The organism is Virgibacillus pantothenticus, assembly GCF_018075365.1.
GTDB classification, from domain to species: Bacteria; Bacillota; Bacilli; order Bacillales; family Amphibacillaceae; genus Virgibacillus; species Virgibacillus pantothenticus.
This window is the reverse complement of the sequence record NZ_CP073011.1, coordinates 2,333,723-2,347,672: the sequence shown is the minus strand read 5'-3', so window position 1 is coordinate 2,347,672 and position 13,950 is coordinate 2,333,723. Positions and strand designations below refer to the sequence as shown.

General features: G+C 37.3%; 14 protein-coding genes. 12 read left to right on the top strand and 2 right to left on the bottom strand.

Features of this window, described 5'->3' with window-relative positions:
• Positions 1 to 140: 140 nt before the first annotated feature.
• The 6 genes from KBP50_RS11045 (at position 141) to KBP50_RS11020 (ending at position 6,216) form a co-directional block, all read left to right on the top strand.
• Positions 141 to 1,256 carry an ABC transporter ATP-binding protein gene (locus KBP50_RS11045; RefSeq protein WP_050352512.1) on the top strand — a complete coding sequence of 372 codons (1,116 nt, stop codon included), beginning with the start codon at positions 141 to 143 and terminating at the stop codon, positions 1,254 to 1,256.
• Positions 1,253 to 2,191 (top strand): carbohydrate ABC transporter permease, encoded by a 939-nt coding sequence (locus tag KBP50_RS11040; RefSeq protein WP_050352513.1) that lies wholly within the window; start codon positions 1,253 to 1,255, stop codon positions 2,189 to 2,191. Before KBP50_RS11045 ends, KBP50_RS11040 begins: the two co-directional genes overlap by 4 nt.
• A gap of 2 nt (positions 2,192 to 2,193) precedes the next feature.
• The gene (locus KBP50_RS11035) at positions 2,194 to 3,006 is read left to right on the top strand and encodes a carbohydrate ABC transporter permease (RefSeq protein WP_050352514.1); all 813 of its coding nucleotides are present in this window, start codon (positions 2,194 to 2,196) and stop codon (positions 3,004 to 3,006) included.
• 197 nt (positions 3,007 to 3,203) lie between these two features.
• Positions 3,204 to 4,517, top strand: a complete 1,314-nt coding sequence (locus KBP50_RS11030; RefSeq protein ID WP_050353519.1) for an ABC transporter substrate-binding protein — start codon at positions 3,204 to 3,206, stop codon at positions 4,515 to 4,517.
• A gap of 120 nt (positions 4,518 to 4,637) precedes the next feature.
• Positions 4,638 to 5,393, top strand: a complete 756-nt coding sequence (locus KBP50_RS11025; RefSeq protein ID WP_050352515.1) for a glycerophosphodiester phosphodiesterase — start codon at positions 4,638 to 4,640, stop codon at positions 5,391 to 5,393.
• 16 nt (positions 5,394 to 5,409) lie between these two features.
• Positions 5,410 to 6,216 carry a glycerophosphodiester phosphodiesterase gene (locus tag KBP50_RS11020; RefSeq protein ID WP_050352516.1) on the top strand — a complete coding sequence of 269 codons (807 nt, stop codon included), beginning with the start codon at positions 5,410 to 5,412 and terminating at the stop codon, positions 6,214 to 6,216.
• Between the two features lie 93 nt (positions 6,217 to 6,309).
• On the opposite strand, the gene KBP50_RS11015 is transcribed toward KBP50_RS11020, so the two are convergent.
• Both KBP50_RS11015 and KBP50_RS11010 read right to left on the bottom strand, forming a co-directional pair.
• Positions 6,310 to 6,447, bottom strand: a complete 138-nt coding sequence (locus tag KBP50_RS11015) for a YjcZ family sporulation protein (RefSeq protein ID WP_072742173.1) — start codon at positions 6,445 to 6,447, stop codon at positions 6,310 to 6,312.
• Positions 6,448 to 6,477: 30 nt separating this feature from the next.
• A complete protein-coding gene (locus KBP50_RS11010) occupies positions 6,478 to 6,579 on the bottom strand; it encodes a YjcZ family sporulation protein (protein WP_072742174.1) in 102 nt (33 codons plus the stop codon).
• Positions 6,580 to 6,913: 334 nt separating this feature from the next.
• On the opposite strand from KBP50_RS11010, the gene KBP50_RS11005 reads away from it, so the two are divergent.
• The 6 genes from KBP50_RS11005 to essB all read left to right on the top strand — a co-directional run bounded on the left by KBP50_RS11005 (position 6,914) and on the right by essB (position 13,902).
• Positions 6,914 to 7,165: a hypothetical protein gene (locus KBP50_RS11005; protein WP_050352517.1), complete on the top strand. Its 252-nt coding sequence runs from the start codon at positions 6,914 to 6,916 to the stop codon at positions 7,163 to 7,165.
• Positions 7,166 to 7,607: 442 nt separating this feature from the next.
• Positions 7,608 to 7,904 carry a WXG100 family type VII secretion target gene (locus KBP50_RS11000; RefSeq protein ID WP_050352518.1) on the top strand — a complete coding sequence of 99 codons (297 nt, stop codon included), beginning with the start codon at positions 7,608 to 7,610 and terminating at the stop codon, positions 7,902 to 7,904.
• A gap of 192 nt (positions 7,905 to 8,096) precedes the next feature.
• Positions 8,097 to 11,642 (top strand): type VII secretion protein EsaA, encoded by a 3,546-nt coding sequence (esaA, locus tag KBP50_RS10995; RefSeq protein ID WP_050352519.1) that lies wholly within the window; start codon positions 8,097 to 8,099, stop codon positions 11,640 to 11,642.
• Positions 11,617 to 12,120 carry a type VII secretion protein EssA gene (essA, locus tag KBP50_RS10990; RefSeq protein ID WP_050352520.1) on the top strand — a complete coding sequence of 168 codons (504 nt, stop codon included), beginning with the start codon at positions 11,617 to 11,619 and terminating at the stop codon, positions 12,118 to 12,120. The genes esaA and essA overlap by 26 nt, the downstream gene beginning before the upstream one ends.
• A gap of 12 nt (positions 12,121 to 12,132) precedes the next feature.
• Positions 12,133 to 12,390 (top strand): EsaB/YukD family protein, encoded by a 258-nt coding sequence (locus tag KBP50_RS10985; RefSeq protein WP_050352521.1) that lies wholly within the window; start codon positions 12,133 to 12,135, stop codon positions 12,388 to 12,390.
• A 162-nt stretch (positions 12,391 to 12,552) separates the two neighbouring features.
• Entirely contained in the window at positions 12,553 to 13,902 is a 1,350-nt protein-coding gene (gene essB, locus KBP50_RS10980) for a type VII secretion protein EssB (RefSeq protein ID WP_050352522.1), read from the top strand.
• Positions 13,903 to 13,950: the final 48 nt, after the last annotated feature.

Below are 13,950 nucleotides of genomic sequence, written 5' to 3'. Positions count from 1 at the left end.
GAGCAAAATATCAATGTAAGCATATGAAATGGAATATTAAGCTAATGTAAGAATAATTAAAATCCGGTAAATATTATGTAAAAAACACGCACAAAGATATAAAACTATGTTTAAATGAACGTGAAGAGGGAGGGGAAAGAATGAGTAAAGTGGAATTATGGGACATTTCCAAGTCCTATGATAAGCAGGCAAATGTTCTCAATGGTATAAACCTATCTATTGAAAAAGGTGAGTTTTTTGTCTTAGTTGGCCCATCAGGTTCAGGGAAAAGTACATTGTTACGTATGATTGCTGGTTTGGAAGAAATTACAGGAGGCACGTTAAAAATAGCAGATCAAGTGGTGAACCACCTGCGTCCAAAGGATCGTAATTTATCCATGGTTTTCCAAAATTATGCATTGTATCCCCATCTAACTGTGGAGCAGAATATTTTATTTGGCTTACGCGCAAAAAAAGTAAATAAGCAGGAGCAACAGGAACGATTAAAAAAAGCGACTGCAATGATGGGATTGACTGATTTATTAAAACGAAAACCGAGAGAACTTTCTGGAGGACAAAGGCAACGAGTAGCTTTAGCAAGATCAGTGGTTAGCGACGCGCCTCTTTGTTTAATGGATGAGCCACTTTCTAATTTGGACGCAAAGCTTCGTGCGCATATGCGCATAGAGGTACGCAGATTACAAAAAAAACTTGGTTTAACGATGATTTATGTGACGCATGACCAGGTGGAGGCTATGACCATGGGTGATCGGATCATGGTATTAAATGACGGGAAAATTCAGCAAGTTGGAGATCCGATTACGTTGTACAATGAACCTGCAAATCTATTTGTTGCTTCATTTATCGGCTCACCTAAAATGAATCTTGGCAAAGCGGTGTTCGCAAATCAAATGTTAAAGGTAGAAGATTTCCTTGAAATTGATATGGGCTCTATTACACCGGCTACTAAAATTGTACAGACTGCTAATCTTACTATTGGTATTCGAGCGGAACATATACTACCAGCGACTGATAAGGAAGCCACACATGAGCTGGAAGTCATAAATGTCGAACAGCTTGGTAATGAAACGTTAGCAACCTTTGAAATCGGAACAGAATTATGGACGGCAAAATGGCTCGGTCAATGGTCGATAAAAGTTGGCGAAATGGTTCCGGTACATATATCAAAAGACAAACTCTGTTTTTTTGATACAGATTCAGGCCGTTTATTAAAAGCAACCTCTCCAACAAAAGAAACAGAGGTTGTAGTTGTATGAAAGAAGCTGTCATGATTCCGGAACAATACAAACAAATCGATTTTATGAAAGTGAAGAAAAAACAAAAACGAGTTCTATTTATAAAAGGAATGCTTTTTCTATTACCTTCAATTTTATTGTTTAGCATATTTTTATTCTATCCAATGGCGAGAACACTATATTTAAGCTTTTTCCTTACCGATAACAGTGGAGCAACAACGGTTTTCGTTGGATTGGATAATTTTAAAAATATCTTTACATCACCAATTTTTCTAAAAAGTTTACAATCTACATTTCTGTTTGTGCTTTACACTGTCCCAGGTACGATTATCATTAGCTTGTTTTTAGCAGTTATTGCAAACGAGAAATTAAAAGGCATCGGCTTCTTTCGGATGATTTTTTCCTCTACGATGGGGATTTCCGTAGCAGCAGCTTCCGTATTCTGGATGTTTTTATTTCACCCGACGATGGGCTGGCTGAATCAATTTTTGGAAGCATTAGGGTTCGAAGCAATTGGTTGGCTGACAGATCCGGAATGGGCGCTCTTATCTGTATCCATTTCAACGATCTGGATGAATTTGGGTTTTACCTTTCTTATTTTGCTTGGTGGATTGCAATCGATAGACTCTCACCTATATGAAAGTGCGGAGATTGATGGAGCTAGCTATTTTTATAAATTGCGACGAATTACTGTACCAATGTTGTCACCAACGTTATTTTTTGTCATTACTGTTTCGTTCATTAATGCGTTTCAAACATTTGGTCAAATAGACATGTTAACTCGTGGCGGACCGCAAAATGAAACTAATTTAATCGTATATTCCATTTATCAAGAGGCGTTTGAAAATTATCAATATGGTACTGCGAGCGCCCAAGCGGTCATCTTGTTTTTTATCATTCTTTTGATGACGTTACTACAGTTTAAGCTAGGAGAGAGGAAGGTGCACTATCAGTGACGATGGCTATAAGTAAAAAATTGCTTTTTTACCTTCTTCTTACGGTGTCTGCTTTATTACTTTTTTCACCTGCGATTATTGCATTTCTGATGAGCTTTATGTCCAGTCAAGATATTTTAACAGGAAGAATTATACCGGAAACGTGGACTTTGGATAACTATATTAAAGCGTTTGAGCGATTTCCGTTATTTGGTTATTTAATGAACAGTTTTTTTGTATCGCTCATCATTATGATAGGTCAACTACTGTTATCGAGCTTAGCGGCTTATGCGTTTGTATTTTTGGAATTTAAAGGCAGAGACACATTATTTTTTATTTTTATTGCAACGATGATGATTCCATTTGAAGCCTCCATCATCCCGAATTTTCAAACGATACGAGGACTTGATCTATTAAATACGTACACAGGATTGTCACTGCCTTTTTTTGCAGTAGCGTTTGGTACGTTTCTATTAAGGCAACATTTTAAACAAATTCCGAAAGAATTAAAGGAAGCGAGTGAAATTACGGGGATGGGGGATTTTAAATTTTATTTAACGGTTGTCCTTCCCATTGCTAAAACGAGCTTAGTTACTTTAGGGATTTATGGCTTTTTAACGTCTTGGAACATGTACCTTTGGCCATTACTAGCTACTACGGATGATACCGTCCGTACAGTGCAAATTGGGCTCAAGCAACTCCAGTCACAAGAGCAATTAAATGAATGGGGCGTGATTATGGCTGGAGGACTGATTGTCGTTTTACCAACATTAATTCTTTTATTCTTAGGACAAAAGAAATTACAAAAAGGATTGACGGAAGGTGCAATTAAATAAACTTCTTGTGTGTTATTCCAAGTTTTCCTACCAGTTTAATGAATCTATTAATTATTCAGTGATGCTAAGTCACGATAGTCCTTACTTTTTACGAACGTTTGTAAATATCAAAATGGCTACGATCTAGTAGCGAACATTCATAGAAGGAGTGTGGAAAGTTGAAACGATTATTTATATTCATTTTGGTCGCGTTCATTATGTTGCTTTCTGCTTGTAATTCTTCCGAAGAAAGTGAGGGAGAAGGTACTGCCAATGCCAAAGGGGATGGAGAAACGAAAGGAAAAACGGAAGTGACATTCTGGCATGCCATGGGTGGTCAAGCTCAAGTAGCATTAGATGAAATTGTAAAAAAGTATAATGAGTCACAGGATGACGTTCAAGTAAATGCTGAATTTCAAGGAACATATGAAGAAACATTATCGAAGTATCACAGTGTAGGTGGAACAGACGATGCACCGACAATTGTACAAGTGAATGAAATTGGAACAATGTCTGTCATTAATAGTGGAAACATTGAACCGATCCAAAAATTCATTGATGAAGAAGGTTATGACATGAGTAATTTGGAAGCAAATATTACAAACTACTATAAGGTAGATGGAAAATTTTATTCCATGCCATTTAATTCTTCAACTCCTGTGATGTACTATAATAAGGACGCGTTTAAAAAAGCTGGTTTAGATCCAGAATCACCACCAGAAACGTATGAAGAAGTGGAGGCAGCTGGTAAGGCGATTATGGAATCAAACCCTGAAATGAAAGGTTTTGCACTTCAAGCATATGGATGGTTATTTGAAGAATTGCTTGCGAACCAGGGTGGTTTATTACTAAATAATGATAATGGAAGAGGCGATACAGCAACAGAGGTTGCGTTTGATAACGAACAAGGTAAGTCGACCTTTGAATGGGTAAAGCGCATGATGGATGATGGTACGTTTGCGAACTATGGTACTAATTCCGATAATATGGTTACTGGCTTTTTAAGTGGTGATGTTGCTATGTTTATGCAATCCTCTGCAAGTGCTCGAGATGTGATTGATAATGCACCATTTGAAGTAGGTGTTGCTTTTATACCATATCCAGAAAAAGAGGAACGTCACGGTGTCGTCATTGGCGGGGCAAGTTTATGGATGTCTAAAGGAAAACCAGAAGCAGAGCAAAAAGCAGCTTGGGATTTCTTGAAGTATGTACAAAAGCCCGAGATACAAGCAGAATGGCATGTGGGAACAGGGTATTTTGCAATAAATCCTGCTGCATATGAAGAACAAGTGGTAAAAGATGCTTATAAAGAGATGCCGCAATTACAAGTAACGGTTGAACAATTGCAGGCAACAAAGCCATCGATTGCAACACAAGGTGCATTAATGGATATGATACCTGAAGAGCGAAAAATTATCGAAACAGCATTAGAAACAGTCTATAATGGCGGCAATGTCGATGAAGCATTTTCGACTGCAGTAGAGCAAGTGAATGCCGCAATTGAGCAGGCAAATAAGGCTAGAGGAGAATAATTCATCACAAAGGGAATGGAGGCTTTATCGTGCTTCATTCTCTTCTCTCCCTAGAGAAATATTGCCCTAATTCATGTTTATTGTACTCGAAAAGTTTAAACTTTATAGAGGAGGACTTTTATGAATACGAAAGTTTATGGACACAGAGGGTGTATGGGAACGTATCCAGAAAATACATTAGTTGGCTTTATGCAAGCGATCCGCCAAGGAGTTGACGGGATTGAATTAGATGTTCATATGACAAAGGATCGAGAAATTGTGGTTATCCATGATGAATTTTTGGACCGAACGACCGATGGCACAGGTTTCATTAAGGATATGACCTTAGCTGAAATAAGGAGGTACAGTGCGGGGGTAAGGTTTTCTCATTATGATCAATTTGTAGATCAATGGCGTTTGGAGCAAGTTCCTACATTACAAGAGGTTTTAGTTTTACTAAAACCATATTCAATCGAATTAAACATTGAACTAAAGACAACGAAATTTACATATACAGGAATTGAAGAAGCAGTTCACCAAATTGTACAGGCATATGGAAATAACCGCAAAGTGATTTATTCCTCGTTTCATTTACCAACATTGCTTCGTATGAAAAGAATGGATCCAAATGCTGATATCGCTCTTTTATCAAAAGGAAAGTTATCGCATCCACATGAGTACATGGATTGTTTTCAACTGGAAGCGATTCACATTTCAAAAAATGCTATTTTAAATAACGTAACAAATTGGAAGGCTCTTCTTCCGAGTCTCCGCGCATGGACGGTAAACGATACGAATGACATTAAGCAATTGCTTGATCTCCGAGTGTCTGCTATAATGACTGACTTTCCAGAAAAGGCTGTGTTTTATCGAAGTGAACGTAAATCATTTGTTTAAAAAAATGGGGGGGATAATGCTGGTTTTTTTATTACTTGCCGGGCTATCATTATACGCTAGTGCGGAAATAAATATAGAACCAAAGCTAGTAGATAAGGCGGAAATCTATGCTCATCGTGGTGCCAATGATCGTTTTAATGAAAGCACGGTAACTGCTTATGAAATTGCAGCTCGTGATGAAGTGGATGCGTTAGAATTAGATTTACGGATGACAGAAGACGATGAGCTTATTGTAATGCATGATGCGTCCATAGATCGAACAACGAATGGAAGTGGGCAAGTATCGGATTACACCTTTGAAGAATTGATGGAATTCGAGACAATTGAAGTTTTTCAACAAGAAGAAAAACGAGAGGCTATACCAGCATTAGAAGAAGTGTTTCAGACGTTTGGAAAGAATGAGCATTATTATATTGAAACTCGGCTCGTCAATGGAAAAACTGAGATGGAAAAGCCATTAATCGAACTGCTGAAAGCATATGGTTTACTTGATAAGCAATATGTTTCTTTCCAGTCATTTTCCGAAGAAAGCTTAGAAAAACTGCAGGATTTAGTTCCATCCATCCCGTTAACGTTGTTATTTAAAAAAGGTGAATTTAATCTCCAAAAGGCAAAAAAAGTCGCTTACCCAGCTATTGGAATAGAAGCAAATGACGTGAGTTTACAAGTAGTAAATGAGCTTCACCAACAGGGAAAAGAGGTTCACGTTTATTTTACAGATTTAGCAACCCAAAAACAGGAGCAAAAACGGGTACAGCAATATGACGTGGATGGCTATTTTACGGACTTCATTGGCTACACCAAAAAATTACTAGAAGAATAAAGTAAATCTTGAATTGTCACGTATGTTTTGACAGGAAATATAGATAAAAAGCAGGTCGCTTAAGCTCGACCTGCTTTTCATATGATGAGGAGCTTACAAACAAGCTGCTCCTACAATAATGAGTAGGATGAACAAGACAACAATTAAAGCAAATCCACCTACACCACAGCCGTAACTAGTAGGTGCTGCATAACTGTATCCTCCACAACCCCAATTACAACCATATCCCATAAAATATCCTCCTATCTTTAATATCAATCATTAACAAAAGTAGGAAGCACCTACAATAATTAACAGAATAAACAATACGACAATTAAGGCAAATCCACTGCCGTAGCCGTAACCTGCAACAGCTTCACCCATACTGAACACCTCCAGTTCTTTTACAGTAATAATATATGCCTACGACTCGAAAATGATATGGGTGACCACCCATTTATGCTTTCAATGATGTTAAAAATCTAAACACAAGTGAAGGGACGTGCTGCTCCTTTTCAAACTAGAACATATAGGCAAAAGCACTTATCTAATATGTTCGATGGTACAGCAAAAGAATAGGCTATATTGGTGACTTGTATAAGCTAGTGGATACATCTTGCGTCTTTTTCCGCTCTTTACCTGAGTAATCTGTCTTTTACAGGCTAATTACTATTTCATATAATGTTGTATCTGACTTATACATTGGGGGTGAAGTTGTATGTCAGGGGCACATTATTACTCTGTATGTCAGCGTCATATGGGTAAGGCAGTTGAAATACGAACACATTGTGGAAGAGTCCACCGGGGCATCATTGAACGAGTAAGTCCAAATCGTGTATATATTAGACCATTAGAAAGAGGAGGTGGTCTCGGCGGCTTTGGGATCGGGTACTACGGATATGGATTTGGCTACGGTGTTGCATTAGGCGCCATTGCAACACTTGCTGTTTTGCCATTTTTCTTTTGGTAAAAGCGTATGTTTTGTAAAAAGATGCGCATATGCTAGGCTGTACGATTAATCAATAGCGTTGTAATTGAGTAAAGATGATGACGTTCATATTCATTCATGGAAATAGAAGAATAACTTTTCAATAGAGTTGATTCATACAGTTGTTGATTGAATCAACTCTGTCTGTTTGGTCACCATGAGTCGAAATCCGACATTGTATAAAAAGATTTGGGGAAACGAATTAAGAAAATAGACCTACGAATCAGTGTAGGTTATATTTACCATTTCTTTAATGTGAAAAATGTACATTCTGTATAAATTGGGTCTTTATTATCAATTATCCAAAAAATGCATATAGTCGATTGACATAGAAAATTCGCTTGATTAGTCTTAAAGAAAGAGGTGCTAAAATTTTACTGTACATTTTCGCCTCTAAAGTGAATAAAAAGGGAGATGAAGTGTAATGTCAGGACAAATTCGTATGACGCCTGAACAACTACAGGCAAAAGCAAAGCGGTATGGAAATAGTTCAGATCAAATTGAACAAATCCTTAGAGACCTATCTAACTTACAAGTAGAATTACGCTCAGAGTGGGAGGGCCGTGCATTTGAACGATTTGATGAACAATTCATTGATCTTAAGCCGAAAGTACTGAATTTTGCGCATTTAATGAAGGAAATTGAAATGCAATTGACTAAAACAGCAGAAGCGGTTGCGGATCAAGACCATGCTTTAGCCCAAAATTTTGGTCTAAGATAAAATCGGTTCATATTATGAGCGAAAAAATGGTCATAAACAACGTTTCGTGACTCCCTATTCGAGCTGCACGGCTTCAGTTGTGCAGCTCCTATTTTCGCTAGCCCAATTGATGGTTTACTCATTTATAAACAAGTGTTGCCGGTCGTATCACGTGGCACATACTATTAATGTAACTAGTAGGAGCTGTTTGTTATGAAGAAATTGGATAAACGCTGGTTCCTGTTTTTATTATTAATCGTTATCCTAGCTTCGGGCTTATCCTATCTTGCGTTAAATCAACAAGAACAAACAGACAACGAAGAAACGGAAGTTGAAAGGGCAATGGCCATTGCACTCGTTAATGAAGATGAGGGATCTATGTTAAATGGCGAAAAGATTGCTTTTGGTGATGCCTTTGTGCAAGGAGTGAACAATGAAAACAATCATGAATGGTTTGTAGTCAGTCGCGGAGTTGCAGAAAGCGGTTTGAAACGTGGTACATATGACATGATGATTGTTATTCCGAATGATTTTTCCCAAAAGGCGCTCTCGATTGATTCTGAATCTCCAGAACAAGTTGTATTAAATTATAAAATTAATGCGACGGATAACGAGCAAATAAGAGCGGAAGCGGAAAAAACGGCTAGTAATATCCTAAATCGATTTAATCGCAGAATTATCGACGTATATTTTGCAAGTATTGTCGGAAATCTGCAAAATGCGCAAGATAATATTGGTGAAATTATCGAAAAACAGGCAGTTTATACTAATACGCTAAGTAATGAAGTATATAACCCGCTTGATAATTACACAAATCAGTTTGGGTCGATTAAAGATAGTACAGAGCTGTCCAAATCAAGCTTTCAAAGCTTTCAGGATATGATGGATACTTTTGAAAATGAATTAGTAGCCGACGCTGAATTAGATCAAGATTATTTGTCAACTGTAAATGATGTTACCCAATTGAAGAAAAAAAATAACGTTCAGATTCTCGAATTCTATCAAACTTTGAATGAATTTGATGGAGTATTAAATCAGCAAGAAGCCGAACAGCAATTGGAGCGTTTGCAGTTAGCAAATAAAATGATAAATGATCAATTGCAAAACAACGGTGGGGGTATGGAAGAAATTGAACCTCCGATAAACTCTGTGATGTATCAACGCAACACGGAAGCCAATATTGCTGTTGGAGCGAACACGCTAAAGAAATATTTAGACGACTCATTAGCTCAAGTACAGAAAACGTATAGCAATATTGAAAGAAGAATCAATCCCGATTATTCGGGTGGTTTTACCGGTGTAATTTCAGATCGATTAGATGGTCTGCTTGCCAATGTGCTAGGCAAAGAAGACAAATTGGTAAATATGCTTTTGCAAAAACCAGCAGCAAATGCAAAAAATTATTTGCATAAGCAAATAAGACGGTTGCCTTCAACGAATATGGACGACTTTGAAGAAGTAGGTCTGCCAAAGCATACAGTGAAAGAGATTAGGAATGTTATTACGGTAACAAAAAAATATATGGGGGAAAAGGGACTTGGGGCAGGTGAAAATCTTAATCCAAGCGGTGATCCAACCAAGTTATTATCATACCAGATTAATCAACTAAAGGAAAAATTGCATACTTCAGGGATGACTATGTCTGACTCCGTAAAGTTGCCGAAAAATAAAAAATCAGCGCAAACATTTCATTTAAAAATACCAAAGCGCATTCTTGAAAAATATAAAGTAGAAAACGTAAAACTTACCATTCCTGGTATTGGAGATGTGGATTATACGAAGCAATACCATGATGGAGAAATTATTCTTCCAGCAAATGAAGAAGGTATTTTTACCGTTCAGGTTACACTTCGTTTGCTTGATAAGAAGTCAAAAGTAGATATTTTCAAGCCAATTCCTTGGGGCTGGAAGCTGCATCAAAAAGATATTGATAATGTAGATGTTCCGGAAACAGCACAAATTGAAACAGCGGAAACACCTCTTGTTGCAAATGTAGAGGTTGAAGCAACAAAAGAACAAAAGCACGATAAAACTCAAGGTGGAGATAAGCAAACAACAGAGCAAAAGACAGCCCCAGAAACAGAACCAATACAACCAGGTAATGGGGGAGAAAGTGGATCTGAAACCGGTGAAAGCGAAGACGGAGAAAGTCCTAGTGATGATGGCAACCCTGATGAATCAGGAACAGAGGAACCAAATGAAGAGGAACCAAAGGGCGACGAAGATAGTGTTCCACTTGAAAAACTTAAGCCGGCAACCAAACGGGTTAAAATCATTAATAATCGCATTAACCATGAAATTATGACGCCAATGGAAGGAATGGATAAGGCAACGAATAAATTAATTAGAGCTGTAACGAATACGGTAACGCCTTATCAAAAATTATTTTCCTCTTATGAAAGTTATTTCGGTTTAAATATGGGGAGTCCTAATTTACCGGAACAACTAAAAGGTAAACGTTTAAAAGATTTAGCAACTGAAGATTCATTGTATTATCTCTTTAATAAAAAAGATGTTCCCGGCTTAATAAAAGACTATATCGTTTTACAAATTAGTGATGAAGTAGCCAAACAAATTCGCACGCCTTGGGAAAATCTACAAAAACAAATTGCAATGCATGAGCAACAAGTTGCTCAAATGAACAATAATGCAGATGCATTAGTAAGAAGGATCAATCAAACTGCTAAAAGAGCAACGATCCTTAACGATAGTCTTGAAAAAACATTACAAAATGTCGCAGACTGGCGAGAGAGAAGCTTGAACCTAGTTGATTCACAAGCAAAGATTCAAGCAAATGAGGAAGACGAACAATCTGCTATCGTTTCCTTGGATGAAAACTTTCAGCCTCTGCTATCAGCTAGTCAATCACTTGCTGAGCAAGCGCAAGGCAATGTGAATGAAGCGGATACAGTATATGACACTTTCGATAGTATTAATGAACAGGCGACAACGATTCAAGAAAGTGGCGATGATATCGTTCAACAAGTCGAATCCTTATCCGTAAGTATGACCAATAAATTACTTGAGGATGAAGAGTTTGCAGAGAACTTTACCGGTGTGTTAGCAAATAGCCGCATTGGTGACAGGCAAAATGAAGATTTATATAAGTTCTTATCCAACCCAGTACAGACGAGTAATCAAGGAACGATTACGTCAAGCGATTCGTTTACACCGTATTACCTCGTACTAATTTGCTTTATTGTGGTCTTGTTTACGGCCTATGTTATTTCCACGATAAACCAAAAGCGCGTAGAACAGGATCTATTTTCTGAAGAAAAGTCACTGGTAGGCAGCAATATCCCAATTACACTTATCATTGCTGGGATAGGTGTTTTAGAAGGTATTGTAATTGGCGTTGTATCCAGTTATACAATGCACATGACAGACGGTGATATGCTGATGCTTACAGGGTTGATTGTCTTGTTAATTACCGGAATGTTGCTCATCTCCACATATTTATTAAGACAAATAAAAATGATTGGTATGTTCGTGCTCTTAATCGTGCTAAGCCTGTACCTGTTTTTAACGAATGCATTTGGAACAGGCATAAAAGGGATGGGACTGTTGAAAGATTTCTCTCCATTGCAATATGTCGAGACATTATTGTTAAATGTTGTACACGGTGAAGCCAATTATCAAGCTTCGATCTTAATCATGATCGGAATCATGATCGTAGGTGCTTTAGCCAACTTATTTGTGGTGCATCGCTCAACACAAAAAGGGGAAATGGACGATGAAAATGAAGCAGAAGTTAGTTAAAGTCATCTTCACAATTGTTATCAGTCTGCTGGTGGTTTGGGGATACCAAACACCAGCAGTCATTGCAGATAGTCAGGGTAAGTTGGAAATGAAAATAGACCGGATTACGGAAGAAAAATCGGAAAACACATCCAAAAAGGAAACGGAAATAGAAAAAATTTTTCCCATGCTATTTGCAGAAGAAACAGCTACTACCGTTGAGGAGAAAAAAGCACAGCAAGAGCAATCGCTAGACAAACTTGAGGAAGTTTTGTTTACCATCAATGCAGAACCTAACAAAACATTGCAACAGACGAAAGATGCATTGTTTACGAAAGATTATGAAACAATTGCTGCAACGACTACAAAGCAAACGGATGATCAAAGTGAAGATAAAGAAGCTTCTGAATCTGATAACACCATGTTATATGCGTTAGCTGGTTTTGCCTTACTTTTATGTGGCGGTCTCTATGTGATGATGCAAAAAATGTTAAATTAGGAGAAATAGCTCATGGTACAAGATACACATATTAATGTGACGATGGATTTTAGCCATGTTGCGCAGGGGGGCGGGGTATATGATCTCCGTATCCCGACGCAATTAACTGTTAAACAACTACTTTTTTATGTAACGGATGCGCTGCATATCGATCTGCCAGAGCAATCTCGTTATGCAATCAAAGTTACTACCAAAAATTTATTTATTGCAGATGATGACTATGTCATAGATTATCCTGTTACAGATGGAGATATTTTACTAGTTTTATAACAGAAAAGTAAAAATAAGATGTAAAATTTTAAAGTTGCTGGATGAGGTCACATCCTATTCATGCAGGGGAACAAAGAATGAACGGAACATACTCAGACTACCGTACATAAGTTCAACCATGAGAATATAGTTTTTATTGCAGGACAAAGGAGTTAATAGGAAATGAAGGAGAAAACAATACAATTTGAAAATCTGACACTGCAATTTGAAATAGAACAAGATAATTGGCAGGTGCGATTACCTAAATCACAAACCGCTGTACATGATGTCCGGCAAATGGATGTTATGCTACATCCTTCTGATTTTTTTGCCCCGCTTACAATTACAGAAGAAAAAGACGCCTATCGATTTACATTTAGCCGCAAGCAGAAAGTGAAAACTTGGAATCGATTACTGCAATTACATAGAAATGAAAAATTAAGGTTAGTTTGCAACATGATTAAATTAGAGCGTTATTTGAACACGAGAATAACTTTTTTTCTTCATCCTGAAAATCTTGTTGTTGATGATAACCTTATGCCGATAATTATATACCGAGGGATTCGCAAACTTGTGCCTCCATATGAGATGAGTGAAACAGATTTTTTAAAACAATTAAAATGCTTTACCATCGCCCTATTTTCCAAGAAATATAATTTTGAACAGCTTTATCACGGTTCCTTGCAAAATGCAACGGAGACGGATTTTCAGCGTCAAGTGAGTGAAATAACCGATCTGGAAGAGCTTAAGGATTTTCTATACAAAAGCTATGAAGAAGAACAGCGAAAAACAGAGCAAACTATGGTGGTTGTACCGACTAAACGATTTCGCCTGTTTAAACAGCTTTCTATTATTATGATTATTGTTTCGGTTTTATTAGCTATTCCTGTTATATATTATGGATTCATTAAAACTCCTTATCAGAATAATTTACTAGAAGCCCATGGTCAATACTTGGCTTCCTCTTATGGTGATGTTATTTCCACATTAGAGGATGAAGACCCGGAAAAGTTGCCTACACAAACGATGTATATTTTAGCTCACTCCTATATTAACGTTGAAAACTTATCAGATGCTGAGAAAGAAGTCATTTTAAAAAACGTTAGCCTGAAGAGTGACCCCGACTATTTAGCTTACTGGATTTACAACGGTAGAGGAGAATTTGACACCTCTATTGAAAAGGCAAAATATATTGATGATCCAATATTAATTATGCATGGACTTATTCAAAAGATAGAGCAGGCAAAAAACAATCCAGATTTAACAGGGTCGGAACGAGAAGAGACCGTTAAAGAGTTACAGGATGAATTACAAAAGTATCGGGAGGAGTATGATTTACAAGCTGAGGAAGAGAAAACTGCGCCGGTAAATGATACAGAGACTGAAGATAATAGTCAAACACAGCAAGATCCCCAGTCAGATAAGCAAAGTAATGCGGATGAAAATAAACAAGAAGAGACCAAAAATGGAAAAGAAGAAAACGAAAAGAATGAAACTGATAAACAAGAAGCAAGTAAGAAAAAGGAAGAATAACAAAGGGAATTCATTCATTATTGCAACGGTTTAGAGAGGGAGAAATAC